Source organism: Agromyces sp. NPDC055520 (genome assembly GCF_053619715.1).
Genome location: NZ_JBSHJY010000022.1, coordinates 14,325 through 36,294, shown reverse-complemented (window position 1 = coordinate 36,294; position 21,970 = coordinate 14,325). Strand labels below are relative to the sequence as shown.

The following is a 21,970-nucleotide window of genomic DNA, read 5'->3' as shown; positions in this document are numbered from 1 at the left end:
CAATCGGCCGGCCGTCCTCCTCGGGTCGAAGTGACGTTTCCCGTTCAGGGGATTTCAGCAACACACCGGCACGCTCGGCCCCACAAGAGGCGTGTCGCTGAAATCCCCTGAACGCGCAACACATTCCAGTGCGACAGCGGTCGTTCACCTGCTGTTTACCGTCGTAACGGATGCTCGTAAGACGCACTCCGTAGCGTCGCAGGCGGGTCGGCACCGGCCCACACCCTGCAATCGAACCCCGGAAGGGAATTCACGTGAACTTCAAGCGTCTCGGCGTGCCCGCCGTCATCGCCGTCACCGCGGCGATCGCGCTCAGCTCCTGTGCGACGAACGAAGGCGGCGCAGCTCCGTCGGAGTCGGCATCGACGCTCTCGGGCAACCTCGTCGGCGCGGGGGCGTCCTCGCAGGATGCCGCCCAGCAGTCGTGGATCGCCGGTTTCCAGACCGCGAACCCCGACGTCACCGTCGACTACGACCCGTCCGGCTCGGGTGCCGGTCGCGAGACCTTCCTCGAGGGCGCCAGCGACTTCGCCGGCTCCGACCGTGCGTTCAAAGACGAGGAGCTCGCCGCGGGCGGCTTCAAGAAGTGCGCCCCCGACTCGAGCATCGTCGAGCTCCCGCTCTACATCTCGCCCATCGCCGTGATCTTCAACCTCGAGGGCGTCGACTCGCTCGACCTCGACGCGGCGACGGTCGCGGGCATCTTCGCCGGCACGATCACGAACTGGAACGACCCGGCGATCGCCGCGACGAACCCCGACGCGACGCTCCCCGATCTCGCCATCACGCCCGTGCACCGCTCGGACGACTCGGGCACCACCGAGAACTTCACCGAGTACCTCGGCGCCGCTGCTGCTGATGTCTGGAGCTGGGAAGCCGACGGCGTCTGGCCGTTCGAGGGTGGCGAAGCCGCTCAGGGCACCTCGGGCCTCGTCGACGCCGTGAGCAACGGCAACGGCACCATCGGCTACGCCGACGCCTCGCGCGCCGGTGACCTCGGCACCGTCTCGATCAAGGTCGGCGACGAGTTCGTGCCGTACTCCCCCGAGGCCGCCGCTGCGATCGTCGACCACTCGCCGTTCGCCGAGGGCCGCGCCGAGGGCGACCTCGCCATCGAAATCGACCGCACCTCGGAAGAGGCCGGCGTCTACCCGATCGTGCTCGTGAGCTACCTCATCGCGTGCGGCCAGTACGAGGACCCGGCGAACGTCGACCTCGTCAAGGGCTACCTCGGCTACATCGCGAGCCCTGAGGGCCAGGACGTCGCGGCGGCCGACGCCGGCTCGGCGCCGATCTCGGACACGCTCCGCGAGAAGATCACGGCTGCGATCGACTCGATCCAGTAGCAGCTTCGTGCCCGACCCCGTCGATTTCGGTCGGGGTCGGGCATGAACGCGTTTCGAGAACAACCACCCCCCCGACACCTCCGAACCCCCGACACGAACCCGACACGAACCCGAGGATCCCACCAGATGACGACCGCACCGGCACCAGCACCGGCCCCGGCCCCGATCAGGGCGAAGCTCCGCATCGGCGACCTCGTCTTCTCGCGCTCAGCGGTGTTCGCCGGAACGATGATCCTCGTCACCCTCGCAGCGGTGGCGGTCTTCCTCATCGTGCAGAGCATCCCCGCGGTGGTCGCCACGAGCGAAGACGCCTCGATTCTCAAGACGAACTTCTGGGACTACGTCGGTCCGCTCGTCTTCGGCACGATCTGGGCCGCCGCGCTCGCACTCGTCGTCGCCCTGCCGATCTCGATCGGCATCGCGCTCTTCATCTCGCACTACGCGCCGCGCCGGCTCGCGTCGGTGCTCGGCTACATCGTCGACCTGCTCGCCGCGGTGCCCTCGGTCGTCTTCGGCCTCTGGGGCATCGGCGTGTTCGCCCCGGCGCTCGTGGGCGCCTACGGCTGGCTCAACGAGAACCTCGGCTGGATCCCGCTCTTCAGCGGCACGCCGTCGGCCACGGGTCGCACGATCCTGACGGCGGCCCTCGTGCTGGCCGTCATGGTGCTGCCGATCATGACCGCCATCTGCCGCGAGATCTTCCTGCAGACGCCGGTGCTGCACGAAGAGGCGGCGCTGGCCCTCGGCGCCACCCGCTGGGAGATGATCCGCACGGCCGTGCTGCCGTTCGGCCGCTCGGGCATCGTCTCGGCGTCGGTGCTCGGTCTCGGCCGCGCGCTCGGCGAGACGATGGCCGTCGCGATGGTGCTCTCGGCCTCGCCGGTGATCTCGTTCCAGCTGCTGACCTCGGTCAACCCCAACACGATCGCGGCGAACATCGCGCTCAGCTTCCCCGAGGCATACGGACTGAACGTCAACGTGCTGATCGCCACGGGCCTCATCCTCTTCGTCGTGACCTTCGCGGTCAACGCCTTCGCGCGCTGGATCGTCAGTCGCCGCAAGGAATTCTCGGGAGCCAACTGATGACCCTCCAGACCACTCGGGCGCCCGAGACATCCGCCCCCATCGCCAACTCGCTCACCGCCGGCCGCCTGCCGACGTCGGCGCCCTGGGTCATTCTCGTCGCGGCGATCGCCGTCGCCGCCGCGGTCTTCGGCGTCGTCGCGATCGGTTCGGGCGCGGGCTTCGACTGGGGCGGATCGCTCTTCGTCGGCGCGCTGCTCTACATTCCCGCGATCTGGTTGTTCTCGACCCTCGTCGAGGGCCGGCGCCGCGCGATGGACCGCCTCGTCACGGCGCTCGTCACGGGCGCCTTCGTGCTCGCGATGATCCCGCTCGTCTCGCTCGCGATCACGGTCGTGAGCCTCGGCGCGGCACGATTCGACGCCGACTTCTTCTCGATGTCGATGCGCAACGTCACCGGCGAGGGCGGCGGCGCCCTGCACGCGATCATCGGCACCCTGCTGATGACGGGCGCGGCGGCGGTCATCTCGATCCCGATCGGACTGATGACCTCGATCTACCTCGTCGAATACGGGCGCGGCCGGCTCGCGCGCGGCATCACCTTCCTCGTCGACGTCATGACCGGCATCCCGTCGATCGTCGCCGGCCTCTTCGCATACTCGCTGTTCGCGATCTTCCTCGGCCCGGGCACCCGCACCGGCATCGCGGGCGCGGTCGCGCTGTCGCTCCTCATGATCCCCGTGGTCGTGCGCTCGAGCGAGGAGATGCTGCGGCTCGTGCCGAACGAGCTCCGCGAGGCGGCCTTCGCGCTCGGTGTGCCGAAGTGGCTGACGATCGTCAAGGTCGTGCTGCCGACCTCGATCGCGGGGATCACGACGGGCATCATGCTCTCGGTCGCCCGCGTCATCGGTGAGACGGCGCCCCTGCTCATCGCCGCCGGCTTCACCGCGAGCATGAACTACAACCTCTTCGCCGACCGCATGCAGTCGCTGCCCGTGTTCGTGTACACGCAGTACGCGAACCAGGGCAACCCGCCCCAGGCCTACCTCGACCGCGCGTGGGCCGCCGCACTCACCCTCATCGTCATCGTCATGCTGCTGAACCTCCTCGCGAGGCTCGTGGCCCGATTCTTCGCCCCGAAGTTCGGCCGCTGAGCCGACCCCCAGTTAGGAAGCCCGTGTCCAAGCGCATCGAGGTCCGCGACCTCAACGTCTACTACTCGAAGTTCCTCGCCGTCGAGGGTGTGAACCTCGCGATCGAGCCCCGCAGCGTGACCGCGTTCATCGGCCCGTCGGGCTGCGGCAAGTCGACCTTCCTCCGCACGCTGAACCGCATGCACGAGGTCATCCCCGGCGCCCGCGTCGAGGGCGAGGTGCTCATCGACGGCAACAACCTCTACGACCCCGACGTCGACCCGGTGCTCGTGCGCCGCCAGGTCGGCATGGTCTTCCAGCGGCCGAACCCGTTTCCGACGATGTCGATCAAAGAGAACGTGCTCGCGGGCGTGAAGCTCAACAACAAGCGCATCTCGAAGCCCGACGCCGAAGAACTCGTCGAGAAGTCGCTGCGCGGCGCGAACCTCTGGAACGAGGTGAAAGACCGTCTCGACCGCCCCGGCTCCGGCCTCTCGGGCGGCCAGCAGCAGCGCCTCTGCATCGCGCGCGCGATCGCCGTCTCCCCCGAGGTGATCCTCATGGACGAGCCGTGCTCGGCGCTCGACCCGATCTCGACCCTCGCGATCGAAGACCTCATCGAAGAGCTGAAGCAGAAGTACACGATCGTGATCGTGACGCACAACATGCAGCAGGCGTCGCGCGTCAGCGACAGGACCGCGTTCTTCAACATCGCGGGCACGGGCAAGCCCGGCAACCTCATCGAATACGACGACACCACGACGATCTTCTCGAACCCGTCGGTGCAGGCGACCGAAGACTACGTGTCGGGCCGCTTCGGGTAACCCGCACACGGCCTCGCGTCAGTCGCGCGGGCTCAGCAGGTACTGGTTGAACGCGCGCGTGGCGTCGCGGTCGTAGGCGACGGATGCCCCGTCGAGGCGGGTCACCCCGACGGCCAGGCGCACGCTCGACACGAGCCAGATGGCGTCGGCCGTGCCGAGCTCGGCGGTCGGGATGTCGCGGTACTCGGTCGCGCGGCCGGTCGCGGCGAGGTGCTCGAAGAGGCTCTGCTGCGTCGTGCCGTGCAGGATCGCTCCCGACGGCGCGGGCGTCGAGAACACCTCGCCGTGCCGAAGGATGACGCTCGACGTCGGCCCCTCCATGACGTAGCCGTCTGAAGAGACGAAGATCGTGTCGTCGGCGCCGCGGCGGTGCGCCTCGCGCAGGGCCGCCATGTTCGTGGCGTAGCTGAGGGTCTTCGCGCCGAGCAGCAGCCACGGCGCGCGCGCCGCGGCGTCGTGCGCGTACCCGCGGTCGAGCGTGACGGCCGTGACGCCGCGCTCGCGCACCGCGCTGAAGTCGGCCGCGGGCGAGGCGTGCAGCCACGCGGTCGGGGCGGGGCCGTGCTCGACGCCGCGGCTCAGCACGAGCTTGAGCGCCCATTCGCCCCGATCGGGCAGCGCCGCGACGGCCCGGTCGATCGCCGCCCGCCACTGCGCCAGGTTGGGTTCGGGCAGTTCGCAGATGAGCGCCGAGTTGCGCAGCCGCTCGAGGTGGGGGCCGGTCTCCTGCGCATGGCCGTCGACGACGCCGATGGTCTCGAAGACGCCGTCGCCGCGCTGGGTCGACAGCTCGCCGACGCGCAGCGCCGGGGCGGCGGCGTCGACTTCGCGCAGCGTCGATGCGAGGTCGAGGCCCTGCGCGTCGGCGGGGGCGGGTTCGATGAGCAGGGTCACGGTCGCAGGCATGCTTCGATGCTACGCGGATGCCGCGTGCTCACGCCGCGCCGAGGCATCCACTCGCTCGGGAATGAGATGAGAAATGGCCGGCCGCAGAACGCCTCTCGGCGCGAGGCCGCTCGGAGCGGCGAATATTGGAGCCCGGGGTTACTGCGGCCGGCCACGTCAAGTCTAAACGACACCGGGCGGGCGTTCATTCCCGCGGGGCGAGCGCGCGGGGTCACGGCGGGCGTCGCGGCCGCGGTCGAGGCCGGGGCCGCCGCCGCTCAGTCGAGTGCGTCGCGTCGCCAGAGGCGCGCGCACGAGGCGAGTTCCTCGGCGAGTTCGGCGAGCCGGTACGCGCGGGTCGTGAGCTTGGCCGGGCGATCGGGGTGCACCGAGTCGACGGCGTCGGCATCGTCGGCGAGGCTCGCCGAGCCGACCGCCGCGACGCGCGCGAACGCCGCGGCCCGTTCGAGGGCGACGGCGAAGTCGCCCGTGAACAGCCCGTGCAGAATGCGGTCGGCGAGCTCGAGCACCTCGTCGGGGCCGGCGGGCGCCGCGGCGCCGGCGACGACCTGGTCGATCGTGTGCGACACCTCCGACCCGCGCTGGAACGCGAGGCTCATACTGCGCGGATCTTGGCGGATGAGCGCGCGCAACAGGTACACGCGCCAGAGCGCGCCCGGCAGGCTCCTCGCCGAGGCCCGCGACCAGAGCTCGGCGATCGCGTCGATGCCGTGCTCGTCGGTGAAGGCGACGAGGCGGGCGACGACCTCGGGGTCGGGGTCGGCCTGCACCCGCGAGAGCAGCGCCGCGGCGGTGTCGTGGGCGACCCGGCTCAGGTGCGCGGGGTCTTCGGCGCCCTGGAACGCCTCGAACATGCGCGGCGGAAACTTGGTGGGGCGGGAGAAGTCGGAAGCCATCGCCGCACAGACTACCCGCCTTCGCCGGGAGCCGTCCGAACCACGTGCCTGATGCCGAAGGGGCGCCATGCCTCTGGGATGCCGACGCCGGTCAGACCTCGTCAACAGCGCGACGCATGAGCGCAGAGCGCCAGTTGTCGCCCATTCGCTCGTAGGTGACCTTCGCGTGGCAGTTGCGGCAGCGCACGTCGCACTCTGCGATCTCCACCATCACGCGCGCGACCGAGTAGCCGTTCTGCGCCAGTCGCATCACTTCCGCGGACTTGCTGCTGCCGTCGCGATGGTCGAAGTCGAGCACGCGTACATCACGCTCTCCGCAGTCGACACACGGGTGGGCGAGCAAGTATGCGCCGACTGCGTCGATGGCCAGCTGCCGCTGAACGACCTTGCGTGCCATGATGACGCGCACATGGGCCTCGCGATTGCGGGCATAGTACTCGCGAGCCTTCAGCCGATTGCACTCCTTGCAGAGCGGCGTGTGCCCGTCTCTGGAGGAGCGAAGTCGATTGAATTCTTCGAGTGCCCTAGACTGCTTGCAGCAATAGCAACGCTTCTGCGTCATGAATCAGCCCCCGTAGCTCAGAGGCAGAGCAGCGGACTTTTAATCCGCGGGTCGGGATGTCGGAATTCCCCGGGGGCACGACAGCAATCGAATTTGCATACGTCTTCGCCAATCATGATGACCTCATGATTCGAAGCTATCTTCGACCACTGACGATCCTCCGCCGTCACCACGACACGAGCCCTTGCTCGTACGCCCAGATGACGACGTGCACGCGGTCCGGCAGCCCGAGCTTCGCGAGGATCGACGCCACGTGGGTCTTCACGGTGTTGACGGTCATGTAGAGCCGCTCGGCGATCGCATCGTTGGCGGCGCCGGTCAGCAGTTCGCCCAGCACCTCGCGTTCACGGGCCGTGAGCGGTGCGAGCATCGATTCCGCGTCCCGCGGCTGCGGCGCGCGCGCGACGAAGTCGACGATGCTCGCCGTCGCGCGGGGGGCCAGCACGGCGTCGCCACGGTGCACGGCGCGGATCGCGGCGGCCAGTTCCTCACTCGACGCGTCCTTCGTGAGAAAGCCGCTGGCCCCGGCGCGCACCGCCGCGAACACGTACTCGTCGAGGTCGTAGGTCGTCAACACGAGCACCCTGGTGCGCGGGTGCTCGAGCGTCATGAGGCGCGTCGCCTCGATGCCGTCGAGCCGCGGCATCCTGATGTCCATCAGCACGACATCGAGGCGATGCGCCCGCACCGCAGACAGCAGTTCGGCGCCGTCGGATGCCTCGGCCACGAGTTCGAGGTCGGGTTGCGCTTCGATCATGACTGCGACGGCCGATCGGATGAGCTCCTGGTCGTCGGCGACGGCCACCCGGATGTGCGCGGACGCGTCAGCCATCTCGTGCCCCGTCCGAGGTCTGGCACGGCTCGAGCGGAAGGACCGCGCGGGTCTGCCAGCCGTCGGCGTCGTCGCGAGGCCCGCTCTCGAACCGGCCGCCGATCTGCTCGACGCGATCGCGCATACCGCGCAGGCCGCGCCCCACGCCAGGGTGGCGGTCGGCCGATGGGGTGCCGTCGTCGGTGACGGTCAGCACGAGCGCATCGGGCGTCCAGTCGAGTCGCACCTCGCTGCGCGTCGGGGGGCGCGAGTGCTTCAGCGTGTTCGTGAGCGACTCCTGCGCCACGCGGTACGCCGTCAGCTCGGTGCCCGGGCTGACGATGCCGGACACTCCCGTCGAGTCGATGTCGACCGAGCGATCCGGGCCCGAAGCGCGCTGGGCGAGCTCGGCGAGGTCGGCGAGTCCAGGGCTCGGCGTGAGCGCTGCCGGGTCGGGCGCGACGCCGCGGTGCGGCTCGGATTCGAGCGCGGGCGCGGGCTCGGGCTCGGGCTCGGGCTCGGCGAGCACCGTGAGCAGCCCCCGCATGTCGTTCATCGCGGCGCGCCCGGTGGCGACGACCTGTTCGACCGCGACGCGCGCCCGCGGATCGACCGCGCCCTCGGCGCGGCTCTGGAGCACGCGCGCCGCCTCGGCCTGGGCGACCATGACCGCGAGCGAGTGCGAGATGACGTCGTGCAGCTCTCGCCCGATGCGGCGACGCTCGTCGGCGATCACCTCGCGCTCGCGCTGCACGGCGAGTTCGGCGGCCTGCGCCCGCCCGAGTTCCTGCGCGGCGCGCTTGCGGCGCGACTCGCGCCGATAGCGGCCGAGCGCCCATGCGGCGCCGATCGAGGCGACGAGGAACCCCGCGAGCGCGATCAGCACCCCGGGTTCGGGTTGCACCGCGGCGCGCGTCATCGAACCGTGTGCGATCGCGACGGCGGTCATCATCGCGGCGCCCGCGGTGCCGAAGACGAGGGCGAGGCCGTCGGCCCAGCGGTCGTCGCTCGCGGCGGCCGTGAAGACGAGCACCAGGTAGACAAGGCTGCTGGGCAGCAGCACGGCGACGGTCGGGGCGCCCGGCAGGCTCGCGAGCGTGAGAGCCAGCATGACGACGGATGCCGCGATGAGCGCCCCTCGCGGGGCCCGGCGGCGCAGCGCGACCGTGGTGTGCAGCACGAGGAAGAGGGCCACGACGACGACGGCCCAGGCGACACCCTGCGGGGTGACCACTCGGCGAGAGAGCTCGACGATCGTCAGCGGCAGCAGGGCCGCAGTGCCGGCCGCCGCCCACGCCCAGTCCGCGAGCGTCGGCGCGGCAGGCGCGGCAGGCGCACCCAGCGCACCGGGCGGAGGAGGGGTTGCAGGGGCGGACGCGGCATCCATATCGCGACCCACGCTATCGGCGGCCCGCCGCAATCGGGTCACCCGATCGGGTGAGGCGGCGGTTCGCGGGCACTGCGAGCATCGGCCGGGAGCCGCACCGATCGCGTCGCTCGCTCACACCGTTCGCACCGAGGAGAAGCCGACCATGACCGACACCGCACGAACCGCCGCCACCGGAACGGACCCCACCCGGCCGCACGACTCGTCGAGCACGGCACGCACGACCCGTGCCCTCGCCGTGCTCGCCCTCATCGGCTCGGCCGGGATCGCCGGTCTCGGGCTGGTCTGGCTGTTCGCGCCGGCGCTGAACCCGTTCGCCGCCGCCGACACGCTGAGCCTCGCCGGCGCGCTGTTCGGCGCGACCTCGGTCGCCGCGATCGCCGTCGCAGCGGGAGCATGCGGGATGCTGCTGACCCTCGCGCTGCTGCCCGACGGGTCGGTCACCGCCCGCCCGCGCCTGATCGGCATCGGAGCCGCGGCCATCGCCGTCGCACTCGGCTTCGCGCTCGGCAGCATGTCGGTCATCGCATACGCGGGGTATCTCTTCGGACTGGCGTCGGTCGTCGCCGGCGTCGTCTGCATCGCCGTGATGCTCGTGCGGGCGCCTCGGCTCGGCATCGCCCTGCTCGCCGGGCTCATCGTGCTGGCCGCGGCATCCGTCTCGCTCGCCGGTCTCACCCTCGACGGCGTCGCGGAATTCGTCGTGGGATTCGGCGGCGCCCTCGCTGCCGATCTTCCCGACCTGCTCGTGGCCGTCGTCTCGGTGGCCGCGACCGCCTGCTGGATCGCATTGGCGATCGTCGCCCTGCGCGGCACTCCGGCCGGTCGCCGGTTCGAGAACGGGCTCGTTCGTCATCGCCGGATGCTCACGATTCTCGCGGCCCTCGGGCCGCTGCCCTACGCGATCGCTCGCGCGAGCTGGCTCACGCCGTGGCCGCTCTTCGCGCCCGAGGCGGTCGACCTCCCGCCGGCGATGCTCGCAACCGGCCTCATGCTCGGATCGGGTGCGATCGCCGCGAGCATCCTGACCCTCGGGCTGATCCTGCCGTGGGGCCGCGTGTTCCCGAGCTGGATGCCGTTCATCGGCGGGCGCCCGGTACCGGTGCTCGCAGCCGCGGTGCCGGGCTTCACCGCGGCCGGAGTGCTCTGCATCGCCGCCGGTCCCACGCTCGTGACGACCGTCGGCGACCCGAGCGCACCGATGAACGGGCTGCTCGTCTCGCTCGTGCTGCCGCTCTGGTACTGGGGTCCGATGCTGGCACTCGCCGTCTGGGCGTACACCGCCTGGCGCTCGCACCAGACGCCCGCAGAAGACCGGGTTCGATGACCGTTGCGACGACGAGCCGAAGGCGCGAACGAAAGCCGATGGTGCCGGCGTTGCCGGGCACCGTCTCGGCGGACGCTCGAACTACTCGGTCAGGTCGACGAGGTCGGCGTCGGGAGCATTGGTGCGCACCGACTCGATGCCGTTCTTCGCGGCTGCCTTCGTCGTGTAGGCCTCGGAGGCGGCGATCGTCTGGCCGTTGCCGGCCTTCAGCCGGAACCTGTACTGCCCGCCCGCGTCCTCGTAGAGTTCGAACGTTCCCGCCATGACGGCTCCTCCCCAGGTGTCCCCTTGCGTCCGCGTCATCGCGAGCACATTCCCCACGCTAGACCCGTCGTCGGCCCGGCGCCAGAGTCTGGCGCGAGTTCGCGGAGTGAAGTTCGGCCACGCGGCATCCGCTCGCCCGCTGCTCGTCGAGTCGGCCGAGCGGATGCCGCATGGCCGGCGTTCAGCCGACGATCGCGCGCAGCCCGCTCATGAGCGCGACGCGCTCGGCCGAGCTTCGGCCGAGCGGCGTGACCGCGAGCGTCGTGACGCCGGCCTCTGCGAAGGCGGCAACGCGCTCGGCGACGCGGCCGGCCGGCCCGATGAGCGAGATGGCCCGCACGAGTTCGTCGGGCACCGCGGCGACCGCCTCGTCTTTGCGTCCCTCGAGGTAGAGGTCTTGGATGCGCGCGGCGTCGGCCTCGAAGCCGTAGCTCGCGATGAGGTCGTTGTAGAAGTTCTTGCCGCGCGCACCCATGCCGCCGACGTACAGGGCGAGTTGCGGCTTCGTTGCGGCGAGCGCGAGCGCCTCGAGCTGCGGGTCTTCGGTGATCGCGAGTGCCGGGCTCGCGAAGACGTCGAGCGGGGCGAGCTCGGGGGCGCGCTTGGCGGCACCAGCGGCGAGCGCGTCGCCCCACACGCCGGCCGCCCGCTCGGGGTGGAAGAACATGGGCAGCCAGCCGTCGGCGATCTCGGCCGTCTGCTCGACCGACTTCTGGCCGAGCGAGGCGATCGTGATCGGGATGCGCTCGCGCACGGGGTGGTTGATGAGCTTCAGCGGCTTGCCGAGCCCCGTGCCCTCCCCCGCGGGCAGCGGGATCCTGTAGCGGCGACCGTCGTGCACGACCGGTTCGCGGCGCCAGACCATGCGGCAGATGTCGACGAGTTCGCGCGTACGGCCGAGCGGCGCGTCGTAGGGCACGCCGTGGAAGCCCTCGATGACCTGCGGGCCGGATGCCCCGATGCCGAGCTCGAACCGGCCGTCCGAGACGTAGTCGAGGCCCGCGGCCGTCATCGCCGTGAGCGTCGGCGTGCGCGTGTAGAGCTGCAGGATGCCGGAGGCCAGCGTGATGGTCGACGTGCGGGCCGCGAGGAAGCCGAGCTGGCTCACGGCGTCGAACGAGTACGCCTCGGGCACGGCGATGAGGTCGACGCCGGCTTGTTCGAGCTCGACGACCTCGCCCGCGACCTCGCGGAACCCGCCTGCGTAATTCAGGAACATGCCGACGCGCATCCGGACTCCTCATCGTGTGCTGGGCCCGGCCGAAGCGTGCGGGCATTCAGACCCTAACCGAGAGGCCCGGGCGCTGCGGCATCCGTTGTCGCAGGTCGACTACGTGGGGATGACGACGATCGGTTCGGTCGTGGGTTGCGGCGAACCGCCCGCGGGCTCGACGGTGACGCCGACGGCGACACCCGGTGCGAAGTCGCCGTCGAGCACACGCCAGGTCTCGTCGCCCTGCACGTCGAAGGTGCCCGCCGACTGCGCGCCCGCGTCGTCGATGTACCAGAGCTCGTAGGTCGAGTCGGCGCCGACATCGGGCAGCCCCTCGACGACGACTCCGGAGCGGCCCTGCTCGGCCGACCAGTAGAGCGTGACGGCGCCGCCGCCCTCGAGTTCGTGCGTCGACGACTCCACGTCGGGCGCCTCGGCGATCGCCGCCATCTCGCGCTGCGCGCCCCAGCCATTGGGTCCGGCCCATCCGATTCCGATGATCGCCCCGGCGATGAGCACGACGGATGCCGCAGCCGCCGCGATGATCGCCCCCGGACGCTGGAACCAGCGACGCTTCGCAGCGCGCTCGGCCGGGCCGGGTTCGCGCGGTGGAGCGGGCGCCGCGGGCACCGGAGCGTCCGGAAGCTGCTGCGGCAGGCCGTCGAGCTGCGCCATGATCCGGGACTTCAGGTCGGGCGGCGGTTCGATGGGCGCGGCCGCGCCGGCGAGCAGGGCCGCCGTCTCGGCGAATCCGTCGGCGTCGCCCCGCAACTCGGGGTCGTCGGCGAGCGCACGCTCGACGGCCTCCCGCTCGTCGGCGTCGACCGCGTCGAGCGCGTACGCGGCGACGGCGTCGCGGAGCGCGTCGAGCTCGTCGGGCGCGGACTCGTCGCGAATTCCGTCGTGCTCGTCACGCGGCTCGTTCGACTCGCTCATGTCGTCACCCCCAATGCGGTTCGCAATCTGATCATCCCGTCTCGCAATCGGGTCTTGACCGTGCCGAGCGGCACCTCGAGGCGGTCGGCGATCTCAGTCTGCGTGAGCCCGCCGTAGTAGGCCAGCGAAACACACTCGCGTTGCAGTTCGCTGAGTGCATCGAGCGCGTCGACCACCCGTTCGTGCTCCACCCTGATCTCGACCGCTTCGGCGACCGTGTCGACAGGCACGTCGAGGTCGCGCACGCCGATGCGGAGGTCGCGATCGCGCGCCGCCTGGGACGCCCGGATGCGGTCGACCGCACGTCGATGCGCGAGGGTGAACATCCAGGCGAGGGCGCTGCCGCGGGCCGCGTCGAATCTCGGGGCGGTCTGCCAGATCTCGAGGTACACGTCCTGCGTCACCTCCTCGGCCTGCGCCGGGTCGACCACGAGCCGGCGCACGAGGCCGAAGACCCGCGCCGACGTCTGGTCGTAGAGCGCGCCGAAGGCGTCCCGGTCGCCCGTGCCGACGCGCGTGAGCAGTTGTTCCGCGGTCGGATCGGGCACCGGCGCAGTGAGATCACTGTCGCGGTCGGCCACGCGCCCCAGCATGCCAGATCGGGTGCCGGTCGCCGTGCGGGCCACGACGACCGCGCGCTGCGGTGCGACGACATGGTTCATCCGAATGTGAAGGAGTAGGCGTCGACACCGGGGCTCACGGTGACGGTGATGATTCCGGATGCCGCGGCATCCGTCTTCACGAGCTCGTACGACCTCGGCACGCCGCTCACGGCGATCTCGCGTCGCTGCCCGCTGTCGTCGACGACGATCGTGCCCTCGCCGCCGAGCACCATCCGCACCTCGCGCGCGGTGTAGTCGAGCCGCACGCGCGCGTCGCCCGTCGACGGGGCGATCGACTGCGTGTCGAGCGCCCACGCGCCGTCGAGGGCGAATGAGTCGGCAGCGAGTCGCTTCGGGAAGACGAAGTCCGTCGTCGCCCGGCGATACGGCTCGCCGCCGGCGAAGTTCACTTGCTTCGTCGTGCCGAGGAAGCTCTCGGGCGTCGTGGAACCGGCCTCGGGGGTGTCGTCGGCCTGCTCGGTGACGGGCGGCAGCACGACGTCGGCGTCGGCGTCCTGCAGCAGTTCGCGGATGAGGCCCTCGGTCGCGGCGTAGTTGCCCTCGCCGAAGGAGATGTGGCGCACGACCCCGTCGGCGTCGATCAGGTAGTGCGCCGGCCAGTAGCGGTTGCGATAGTTCGTCCACGTCGCGAGCGAGTTGTCGAGGCCGACGGGGTAGTCGATGCCGAAGCCGGCGATGCCCGCCGCGACGTTGCGCGGCTCCTTCTCGAAGGCGTACTCGGGCGAGTGGATGCCGACGACGGAGAGTCCGGCGTCGCGGTAGGCGCCGTCCCAGGCGACGACGTGCGGGATGGAGCGCTGGCAGTTGATGCACGAGTACGCCCAGAAGTCGACGAGCACGACTCGGCCGCGGAGCTCGGCGAGGTCGACCGCCGCCCCGCCGTCGGTGTTGAACCACTGGTCGATGCCCCTGATCGACGGTGCGGTGCCGCACGACTCGAGGTCGGCGGCACCGTTCGTGCACTGGTCGAGCTCGTCGTTCTCGTCGTTCACGAGTCCGCCGAGGTCGAGCGCACGCGTGACCTCCTCGGAATCGGCGAGCTCCTGCTGGAACGCGCTCGTGTAGTCGGGCACGAGCCGCTGCAGCAGTTGGGGAAGATTGAAGACCAGCCCTGTGGCGAGCGCGAGCATCACGACGCCGCCCGTGATGCGGATGCCGCGCTGATGCGTGCGGAAGGTCCTGACCCGTTCGGCGACCCGTCGCCCTGCGAGGGCGAAGACGAGGAGCGGAAACGCGGCGCCCACGGCGAACGACACGGTCAGCACGACGGTCTCGACCCCGATGCGGCCGGTCGACCCCGCGACTGTGATCGCCGCGAGCACCGGCCCCGCGCACGGCACGTAGACGGCGCCGAGGGCGAGGCCGAGCGGGAACCCTCCCTGCTCGGTGCCGACGTCCTTCCTCGGGATCCACGAGAACGGCTTCTCGAGCAGCTCTTCGAAGCGAGGCACGATGAGGCCGATGCCGATGAGCACCAGCACGACGATGCCCGCCCAGCGCAGGACGTCCTGCGGCAGCCCGAGCAGGGCGAGCAGGAGCGAACCGACGAGCGTGAAGACGCTGAAGCTCACCACGAGCCCCGCGATGACGAGGTACGGCCGCCAGCGACCGGCCGCCGGGGCATCCGCCGTGCCTCTCGCGCTTTGCGCCCCGCCCGAGAGGAAGATGACCGGCAGCACCGGGAGGATGCAGGGCGAGATGCCGGTGATGAGGCCTCCGAGGAGGCCGATGAGGGCGAGGGTGATCACGGGGTCCTGCTTTCTCGGGTCGCCGGTGGTTCGGCGCGGAGGCCGGATCCGATTGGTCGGGGCAGCGGCATGGCCGACCAATCCGATCTGCCGCGGGTGCCGAACCCCTCGCAACGACCCGCTCCGCGGTCGCCAATCACGAAGGAGTCGACCGATGCGTTCCACGAACCGCAGCACCCGCACCGCCCTCGCCGCGTTCTCGATCACGGCTGTCGCCGCGCTCGGGCTCGCCGGCTGCAGCATGGGCGGCAGCGCCGCCGAAAGCGACGAGCCGGCGATGTCGTCGGAGGAGAGTCAGCCGAGCGAAGAGGCCATGACGGCTGACCCCGCTGCCGATCTCGTCGGCCCGGGCTGCGCCGCCTACGCCGACGCCGTGCCGGAAGGCCCGGGTTCCGTCGTCGGGATGTCCACCGACCCCGTCGCCGTCGCCGCCTCGAACAACCCGCTGCTGACAACGCTCGTCGCCGCGGTTTCCGGCCAGCTGAACCCCGAGGTCGACCTCGTCGGCACGCTGAACGGCGATGAGTTCACCGTCTTCGCGCCGGTCGACGATGCCTTCGCCAAGATCGACGCCGCGACGATCGAATCGCTGAAGACCGATTCGGCGACCCTCTCGAAGATCCTCACGTACCACGTGGTGCCCGGTCAGCTCTCGCCCGACGAGGTCGTCGGAACGCAGACGACCGTCGAGGGCGGCACGGTCGAGGTGACGGGCTCCGGCGACGAACTGAAGGTCAACGACGCCGCGGTCGTCTGCGGCGGCGTGCACACCGCGAACGCGACGGTCTATCTCATCGACTCGGTGCTGATGCCGACGATGTAGGAGCGCCGCGCACGACCGAACGGCTCCGTCGACCCGACGACGGGGCCGTTCTCGGTCTGCATCGCAGCGTTCCCCGCGTCACGGTCTGCGCGCCTTCAGCACTCTCGAAGACGGATGCCGCAGGCTGGAGTTCCCCCGGCCTCGAAAGGAGCCCCGTGGTCTGGAGCATCGTGCTCGACGTCGCCCTCGTGCTCGTCTTCATCGGGGCGGTCGTGAACGGCTGGCGCGCCGGGCTGCTGCGCACCGCCGCGGGGCTCGTGGGCCTCGTGGCGGCGGGCGTCGCCGCGTTCTTCGTGATGCCGTGGGTCGCCGGCCTCGTGCCGTGGCCCGAGTGGCGGGCGCCAGCGGCGATCGCGGCGGCTCTCGTGCTGCTCGGCGCCGGCACCTGGCTCGGCGCGGTGATCGGTCGTGCGCTGCGCCGCGGTGCGCGGGCGGTCAAGCTCGGCGTGCTCGACCGCACGCTCGGAGCCGTGGGCAACCTGCTCGTCACGGCGTTCGTCGTGGCCCTCGTCGCCTCGGGCGTCTCGGCGATGGGCGTGCCCGTGGTCTCGCCCGCGATCGCCGGCTCGCGCGTGCTGCAGGGACTCGACGCCGTCACCCCGGCGCCCACCCGCACGCTGCTCGCCCAGATCCGCACGGCCACCCTCGGCGAGGGGCTGCCGTGGCTCGTCGATGTGCTCGGCGGCCCGACCGAGAGCCCCGCTCTGCCGACGTTCGACGTCGACGATGCCGAGCTCGCGCGCGCCGCGGCATCCGTCGTTCGGGTCACCGGCAGTGCCTTCCAGTGCGGCTCGACCCTCTCGGGCAGCGGCTTCGTCGTCGCGCCCGACCGCATCGTGACCAACGCGCACGTCGTCGCGGGAGTCACCGAACCGATCGTCGAGGCGCCCGGCCAACCGGCGACGCCCGGCCGCGTCGTCGCCTTCGACGAGGCGAACGACCTCGCGCTCATCGCCGTCGACGGGCTCGCGACCCCGCCGCTCGCGCTCGCGACGCCCGCCATCGGGCAAGAGGTCGCCGTGGCCGGGTACCCCTTCGGCGGTCCGCTCGAACTGCGCCCCGCGAACGTCATGGCGAGCGGGCCACTGACGATCCAGTCGGGCGGCAGCACCTCGACGCGCGACATCGTCACGCTCGCCGCCGACGTCGACCACGGCAACTCGGGCGGCCCCGTGCTCACGGGCGACGGCGAGGTCGCCGCGGTGGTCTTCGCGAAGTCGGAGTCGGTCGACAACGTCGGCTTCGCGATTCCCGTCGCGACGCTCGCACCGCTCGCGGATGCCGCGCCGGGGCTCGACGCGAGCGTCGGCTCGGGCTCGTGCGTGGCGCCCTGAGCACGACCGATCGTCGCGCTACTCCGCCGCGAAGCCCTCGAAGCGGATGCCCCACGAGATCTGCCACTCTTCGCCCGGGTCGAGCCAGCGCAGACCGCGGCCCGAGTTGAAGGCCTCGGCCGGCGCCGTCATGGGCTCTATCGCGATCGCGACGTCGCCGTCTTCGCCGGGGAAACGGCGCGAGGTGTAGACCTGCACGTACTCGAAGCCCGAGTCTGCCCAGATCGAGACGCTGCGCCCGTCGGGAGCGGTGAGGGTGTGCAGCACCTGGCCGTCTTCGCTCGCGATCTCGCCGAAGGCGTCGTCGAGCGAGACGTCGCCGACGCGGCGCCCCTCGCGGAAGTCCCATTCGGTGCCGTCGACGGGCACCTCGCCGGTCGGCAGCAGCCGCTCGTCGACCTCGATGTGGCTTGCGGCGTCGAGGCGCAGTTCGAGGTCGGCCGTCGGCACGCCGCCGATCTTCAGGTAGGGGTGCGTGCCGATCGCGACGGGGGCCGGGTCGGCGCCGAGGTTCTCGACGTAGTGCGTGACCTTCAGCCCGTCCGAGACGAGTTCGTAGTGCACGGCCGTGCCGAGCAGGTACGGGTAGCCGAGCTGCGGGTAGACGTTGGCCGAGAGGGTCACCGAGTCGCGTTCGCGGGCGATCTCGCGGTATTCGGTGTTGCGCAGCAGCCCGTGGATGGCGTTGTTCTTCGCGGGCTCCGAGATCGCCAGCTGGTGGTCGACGCCGTCGTGGCTCCAACGGCCGTCACGGATGCGGTTGGGCCACGGGACGAGCACGATGCCGGCCCCCATGGGCGGCGTCTGGTCTTCGGCGAACGGCGGCACGAGGTCGATGCCGTTGATGCTGAGGGTGCGGATGCCGGCTGCGACGGCGGTGATCGTGGCGCGGATCTCGCCGCTCGACGTCGACGTCTCGAGGGCGAACTGCTCGCCCGTGGGAAGGGTCATGGATCCACTCTAGAGTCTCGCGCAAGGTGCACTGCGAGCCCCGCGTCGAGCAGTTCGGCGACGATCGGCGACGGCGCAGCGACATCCGTCACGAGTGCGTCGAATGCGTCGACCGGGGCGATTCGCCCGAGATGCACCTCGCCCAGCTTGGCCGCGTCGGCGACGACGATCGATCGGGCCGCCGCTCGCATCATGAGCGCCTTGACCGAGGCCTCGGGCAGGTTCGCGTTCGTGACGCCGTGCACGGCGTCGACCCCGTTGCAGCCGATGAAGGCGAGGTCGACGTGCACCTCGTCGAGCATCGAGCCGGCGAGGGGGTGCACGAGCGAGTGCTGCTTCGGCCGCAGCGTGCCGCCTGTGACGACGACCGTGAACCGCGGGATCTCGGGTTCGAGCTCGAGCGCGATCGAGAGGCCGTTCGTGAACACGACGAGGTCGTCGAGGTCGGTGCGGGCCCGCAGCGCACGCGCGATCTGCAGGGTCGTGGTGCCGACGTCGAGGATGATGCTCTGGCCGCTTCGCACGAGCGCGGCCGCGGCCTCGCCGATCAGCCGTTTCGGTTCGACGGATGCCTCGAGCGCCTCTTCGAAGCTCGGTTCGCGTTCGGGGCGCTCCGCCGCGAGCGGCGACGAGAGCGGCACCGCGCCGCCGTGCACCCGCCGGATGCCGCCCTGCCGTTCGAGTGCGTCGAGGTCGGCTCGCGCCGTGACGGTCGTGACCCCGAACGCCCGCGAGAGCTCGGCGACGCGCACGAAGCCGCGTTCGGCGACGAGGGCGAGCGCGAGTTCACGCCGTCGCGGGGCATCGAGGGGCGCCCCTGCAGCCCCCACGGCCGTCGCGGCCGTCGCGGCCCCGGGGTCGATGGTCATACCCCGAATCATCCGCCCTCGTGGCCGACTTTGCAATACGAAACCGGTTTGTTTGCGAAACGAAAGAAGCGTAGGGTGTGGCGCGTGACCGACACGAACGACGTCGCCGGCGCGGCATCCGCTGCCCCTGTCGACCCTCGCATCACCGTGACCTCGACGCTGCTGGCCGACGGCCGCGAGCTCATCTACTTCGATGATGCCGACTCCACCCTGCCGGCCGAGCGAGCGGCCGACGAGCGAGTGCTCGACCCACGGCCGACGAACGCCTGGATGCGCCAGGACGCCCTCACCGGCGAGTGGATCTCGATCGCCGCCGCACGCCAGAACCGCGTGTTCCTGCCGCCGGCCGACCTCGACCCGCTCGCCCCGCAGCGCCCCGGCAACCCGTCCGAGATCCCGAGCGTCTACGACGTGGCGGTCTTCGAGAACCGCTCGCCGTCGTTCGGCCCCGCACTGGGCGAAGCGGATGCCTCCGGCTCCGACGCCCTCGCATCGCTCCGCCGGGTCGGCCTCGAGCGCACCCTGCCCTCGATCGGCCGCTGCGAGGTCGTCTGCTTCAGCCCCGAGCACGAGGGGTCGTTCGGCACGCAGACGCTCTCGCGCGCCCGCACCGTGATCGAGGCGTGGGCGCAGCGCACCGCGGCCCTCTCGGCGCTGCCGGGCGTGCAGCAGGTGTTCCCGTTCGAGAACCGCGGCGAGGCGATCGGCGTGACCCTCGGCCACCCGCACGGCCAGATCTACTCGTACCCCTACGTGACGCCCCGCACCGAGCGCCTCCTCGCTTCGATCGACGACTACGGGCCGACGCTCTTCGCCGATCTGCTCGAACGCGAGCGCGGCGGCCCCCGCGTCGTGCTCGCCGGCGAGCACTGGACGGCGTTCGTGCCGTTCGCCGCGAGGTGGCCGATCGAGGTGCACCTGCTCCCCCACCGTCACGTGCCCGACCTCGCCGAGACGACGCTCGACGAGCGCGACGAACTCGCCTCGCTCTACCTGCGGCTGCTGCGCGGCGTCGACCTGCTCTACGACACCCCCACGCCCTACATCGCGGCGTGGCACCAGGCGCCCGTGCACGAGCGTCGGGGTGACGTTCGGCTCATGCTGCAGCTCACGAGCCCGCGACGGGCCGCCGACAAGCTGAAGTTCCTCGCCGGTTCGGAGGCGGCGATGGGAGCATGGATCGGCGATGTCACCCCCGAATCCCAGGCAGAGGCGCTGCGCGCCGCGATCGGAAGGGCTGCAGTATGAATGCGACGACACGGGTGACCGCGACTGCCGAGCACGGCTTCGCGGAATGGTACGGCCGGCGCCCCGCGGGCGTCTGGTCGGCGCCGGGGCGGGTCAACCTCATCGGCGAGCACACCGACTACAACGACGGCTTCGTGTTCCCGTTCGCCATCGACCGCCGCACCGCCGTCGCCCTCGGGGATCGTGACGACCGCGTCATCCGCGTCGCCTCGGCCTTCTCGCCCGAGGCCGTGACGATCCACCTCGACGAGCTCACGCCCGACGCCGTGAGCGACTGGGCCGCCTACCCGCTCGGCGTCGCCTGGGCGCTCGGCCAGTTCGGCACCGACCTCGCGCACGTGCGGGGCGTCGACCTCTACGTCGCCTCCGAGGTGCCGATCGGTGCGGGTCTCTCGTCGTCGGCCGCGATCGAGTGCGCCGTCGCCCTCGCCCTCGACGAGCACTGGGGCCTCGGTCTCGACCGGCCGACGCTCGCGAAGGTCGGCCGCCTCGCCGAGAACCGCGCCGTCGGCGCCCCGACGGGCATCATGGATCAGTCGGCGTCGCTGCTCGGCGAAGCCGACGCCGGTGTCTTCCTCGATTGCCGCAGCCTCGACGCCGAGGTGATCCCGCTCGGCTTCCGCGCCGACGGACTCTCGGTGCTCGTCATCGACACTCGCGTCGAGCATGCCCACTCGACCGGCGGGTATGCGGCGCGCCGTGCCTCGTGCGAGGCCGGCGCAGCGGCGCTCGGCGTCGAGTCGCTCCGCGACATCCGCGTCGACGATCTCGATCGCGCCGCCTCGCTGCTCGATGACGAGACCTTTCGCCGCGTGCGGCACGTGGTCACCGAGAACCAGCGCGTGCTCGACACCGTGCGAACCCTGCGCGAGCACGGGCCCGGCGCGATCGGGCCGTTCCTCGACGCCTCGCACGTCTCGATGCGCGACGACTTCGAGATCTCTGTGCCCCAGCTCGACCTCGCCGTCGAGACCGCGCAGGCGACCGGTGCGATCGGCGCGCGCATGACGGGCGGCGGCTTCGGCGGGGCGGCGATCGCGCTCATGGTCGACGCGCTCGTGCCCGTCGTGACCCGCGAGGTGCTCGCGGCGTTCGCCGAGCGCGGCTACCTCGAGCCGACGATCTTCACCGTGCAGGCCGACGCGGGGGCACGGCGCGACACCTGAAACGGGCGGTGAGCGCTGCGCCTGGGGCGGGGGCTCGGCGCTTGCTGATCGCTACGCGACGGCCGTGCCCGGCTCGACCGCGCTCGGCGTGCCGCCCGTGATGCGCACGAGCTCGTCGAACGAGGTCGGGAACACCGACTTCGCATGGCCGGCGGCCGCCCACACGACGGGGTAGTCGGCGAGCTGCACGTCGACGATCGTGCGCACCTGCGAAGGGTGGCCCAGCGGTGCCACGCCGCCGATCACCTGACCGGTCGCATCCTTCACCATCTCTTTCGAGGCACGGCGGATGACGCCGCCGAGCTGCTGCCCGAGCCACTCGGTGTCGACCCGGTGCGAACCCGAGGTGAGCACCAGGATCGGCTCGTCGTCGATCGTGAACACGAGGGAGTTCGCGATCTGGGCGACCTCGACGCCGAGCGCTTCGGCAGCCAGCGGGGCGGTCGTGACGGCATCGTCGAACCAGACGATCTCAGGGCTGAGGCCGTGCCCGGCGAGGGCCTCGGTGACACGGTCGACGGCGGGGTGCGTGGGCGATGACATGCCGTAGATCCTAGCGAGCGGCGCAGCCGGGATGACC

The 21,970-nt window shown here is 71.0% G+C and carries 22 protein-coding genes and 1 tRNA gene; 10 read left to right on the top strand and 13 right to left on the bottom strand.

The window, feature by feature from the left end; genetic code table 11:
* Positions 1 to 254: 254 nt before the first annotated feature.
* The 4 genes from ACWGST_RS10695 (at position 255) to pstB (ending at position 4,326) form a co-directional block, all read left to right on the top strand.
* Positions 255 to 1,346, top strand: coding sequence for a phosphate ABC transporter substrate-binding protein PstS (locus tag ACWGST_RS10695; protein ID WP_452046644.1), 1,092 nt, complete (start codon positions 255 to 257; stop codon positions 1,344 to 1,346).
* 126 nt (positions 1,347 to 1,472) lie between these two features.
* The gene (gene pstC / locus ACWGST_RS10690) at positions 1,473 to 2,429 is read left to right on the top strand and encodes a phosphate ABC transporter permease subunit PstC (RefSeq protein ID WP_452046643.1); all 957 of its coding nucleotides are present in this window, start codon (positions 1,473 to 1,475) and stop codon (positions 2,427 to 2,429) included.
* On the top strand, positions 2,429 to 3,523 hold the full coding sequence (gene pstA, locus ACWGST_RS10685) for a phosphate ABC transporter permease PstA (protein ID WP_452046642.1): 1,095 nt from the start codon (positions 2,429 to 2,431) through the stop codon (positions 3,521 to 3,523). The genes pstC and pstA overlap by 1 nt, the downstream gene beginning before the upstream one ends.
* A 23-nt stretch (positions 3,524 to 3,546) precedes the next feature.
* Entirely contained in the window at positions 3,547 to 4,326 is a 780-nt protein-coding gene (pstB, locus tag ACWGST_RS10680; RefSeq protein WP_452046641.1) for a phosphate ABC transporter ATP-binding protein PstB, read from the top strand.
* A gap of 18 nt (positions 4,327 to 4,344) precedes the next feature.
* On the opposite strand, the gene ACWGST_RS10675 is transcribed toward pstB, so the two are convergent.
* From ACWGST_RS10675 to ACWGST_RS10665, 3 genes are all read right to left on the bottom strand, one after another.
* Entirely contained in the window at positions 4,345 to 5,232 is an 888-nt protein-coding gene (locus ACWGST_RS10675; RefSeq protein ID WP_452046640.1) for an aminodeoxychorismate lyase, read from the bottom strand.
* A 257-nt stretch (positions 5,233 to 5,489) separates the two neighbouring features.
* Positions 5,490 to 6,128 carry a DNA-directed RNA polymerase subunit beta gene (locus ACWGST_RS10670; RefSeq protein WP_452046639.1) on the bottom strand — a complete coding sequence of 213 codons (639 nt, stop codon included), beginning with the start codon at positions 6,126 to 6,128 and terminating at the stop codon, positions 5,490 to 5,492.
* 91 nt (positions 6,129 to 6,219) lie between these two features.
* A complete protein-coding gene (locus tag ACWGST_RS10665) occupies positions 6,220 to 6,690 on the bottom strand; it encodes a hypothetical protein (protein WP_452046638.1) in 471 nt (156 codons plus the stop codon).
* 6 nt (positions 6,691 to 6,696) lie between these two features.
* On the opposite strand from ACWGST_RS10665, the gene ACWGST_RS10660 reads away from it, so the two are divergent.
* A tRNA-Lys gene (locus ACWGST_RS10660) sits at positions 6,697 to 6,768 on the top strand.
* An 88-nt stretch (positions 6,769 to 6,856) separates the two neighbouring features.
* On the opposite strand, the gene ACWGST_RS10655 is transcribed toward ACWGST_RS10660, so the two are convergent.
* The gene (locus tag ACWGST_RS10655) at positions 6,857 to 7,522 is read right to left on the bottom strand and encodes a response regulator (RefSeq protein ID WP_452046637.1); all 666 of its coding nucleotides are present in this window, start codon (positions 7,520 to 7,522) and stop codon (positions 6,857 to 6,859) included.
* Positions 7,515 to 8,888, bottom strand: coding sequence for a histidine kinase (locus ACWGST_RS10650; RefSeq protein WP_452046636.1), 1,374 nt, complete (start codon positions 8,886 to 8,888; stop codon positions 7,515 to 7,517). Before ACWGST_RS10650 ends, ACWGST_RS10655 begins: the two co-directional genes overlap by 8 nt.
* Before the next feature lie 145 nt (positions 8,889 to 9,033).
* Here ACWGST_RS10650 and ACWGST_RS10645 point away from each other — a divergent pair, with 145 nt between their 5' ends.
* The gene (locus ACWGST_RS10645) at positions 9,034 to 10,215 is read left to right on the top strand and encodes a hypothetical protein (protein WP_452046635.1); all 1,182 of its coding nucleotides are present in this window, start codon (positions 9,034 to 9,036) and stop codon (positions 10,213 to 10,215) included.
* Between the two features lie 81 nt (positions 10,216 to 10,296).
* On the opposite strand, the gene ACWGST_RS10640 is transcribed toward ACWGST_RS10645, so the two are convergent.
* From ACWGST_RS10640 to ACWGST_RS10620, 5 genes are all read right to left on the bottom strand, one after another.
* Positions 10,297 to 10,479 (bottom strand): YegP family protein, encoded by a 183-nt coding sequence (locus tag ACWGST_RS10640; protein ID WP_452046634.1) that lies wholly within the window; start codon positions 10,477 to 10,479, stop codon positions 10,297 to 10,299.
* 181 nt (positions 10,480 to 10,660) lie between these two features.
* Complete coding sequence (locus tag ACWGST_RS10635) at positions 10,661 to 11,710, bottom strand: LLM class F420-dependent oxidoreductase (protein ID WP_452046633.1); 1,050 nt, start codon at positions 11,708 to 11,710, stop codon at positions 10,661 to 10,663.
* A 99-nt stretch (positions 11,711 to 11,809) separates the two neighbouring features.
* Complete coding sequence (locus ACWGST_RS10630) at positions 11,810 to 12,628, bottom strand: anti-sigma factor (protein WP_452046632.1); 819 nt, start codon at positions 12,626 to 12,628, stop codon at positions 11,810 to 11,812.
* Positions 12,625 to 13,221, bottom strand: a complete 597-nt coding sequence (sigK, locus tag ACWGST_RS10625) for an ECF RNA polymerase sigma factor SigK (protein ID WP_452046659.1) — start codon at positions 13,219 to 13,221, stop codon at positions 12,625 to 12,627. Before sigK ends, ACWGST_RS10630 begins: the two co-directional genes overlap by 4 nt.
* 65 nt (positions 13,222 to 13,286) lie before the next feature.
* The gene (locus ACWGST_RS10620; protein ID WP_452046631.1) at positions 13,287 to 14,999 is read right to left on the bottom strand and encodes a cytochrome c biogenesis protein CcdA; all 1,713 of its coding nucleotides are present in this window, start codon (positions 14,997 to 14,999) and stop codon (positions 13,287 to 13,289) included.
* 154 nt (positions 15,000 to 15,153) lie between these two features.
* Between ACWGST_RS10620 and ACWGST_RS10615 the strand changes: the two genes are divergently transcribed.
* Entirely contained in the window at positions 15,154 to 15,822 is a 669-nt protein-coding gene (locus ACWGST_RS10615; RefSeq protein WP_452046630.1) for a fasciclin domain-containing protein, read from the top strand.
* 155 nt (positions 15,823 to 15,977) lie between these two features.
* Entirely contained in the window at positions 15,978 to 17,156 is a 1,179-nt protein-coding gene (locus ACWGST_RS10610) for a MarP family serine protease (RefSeq protein WP_452046629.1), read from the top strand.
* An 18-nt stretch (positions 17,157 to 17,174) separates the two neighbouring features.
* Here ACWGST_RS10610 and ACWGST_RS10605 read toward each other — a convergent pair whose 3' ends face one another.
* Positions 17,175 to 18,107, bottom strand: coding sequence for an aldose 1-epimerase family protein (locus tag ACWGST_RS10605; protein WP_452046628.1), 933 nt, complete (start codon positions 18,105 to 18,107; stop codon positions 17,175 to 17,177).
* Positions 18,104 to 18,976: a DeoR/GlpR family DNA-binding transcription regulator gene (locus tag ACWGST_RS10600; protein WP_452046627.1), complete on the bottom strand. Its 873-nt coding sequence runs from the start codon at positions 18,974 to 18,976 to the stop codon at positions 18,104 to 18,106. The genes ACWGST_RS10605 and ACWGST_RS10600 overlap by 4 nt, the downstream gene beginning before the upstream one ends.
* 141 nt (positions 18,977 to 19,117) lie before the next feature.
* On the opposite strand from ACWGST_RS10600, the gene galT reads away from it, so the two are divergent.
* Both galT and galK read left to right on the top strand, forming a co-directional pair.
* Positions 19,118 to 20,224, top strand: coding sequence for a galactose-1-phosphate uridylyltransferase (galT, locus tag ACWGST_RS10595; protein WP_452046658.1), 1,107 nt, complete (start codon positions 19,118 to 19,120; stop codon positions 20,222 to 20,224).
* Complete coding sequence (galK, locus tag ACWGST_RS10590) at positions 20,221 to 21,390, top strand: galactokinase (RefSeq protein ID WP_452046626.1); 1,170 nt, start codon at positions 20,221 to 20,223, stop codon at positions 21,388 to 21,390. Before galT ends, galK begins: the two co-directional genes overlap by 4 nt.
* A gap of 51 nt (positions 21,391 to 21,441) precedes the next feature.
* On the opposite strand, the gene ACWGST_RS10585 is transcribed toward galK, so the two are convergent.
* Positions 21,442 to 21,933 carry a YbaK/EbsC family protein gene (locus ACWGST_RS10585; protein WP_452046625.1) on the bottom strand — a complete coding sequence of 164 codons (492 nt, stop codon included), beginning with the start codon at positions 21,931 to 21,933 and terminating at the stop codon, positions 21,442 to 21,444.
* Positions 21,934 to 21,970: the final 37 nt, after the last annotated feature.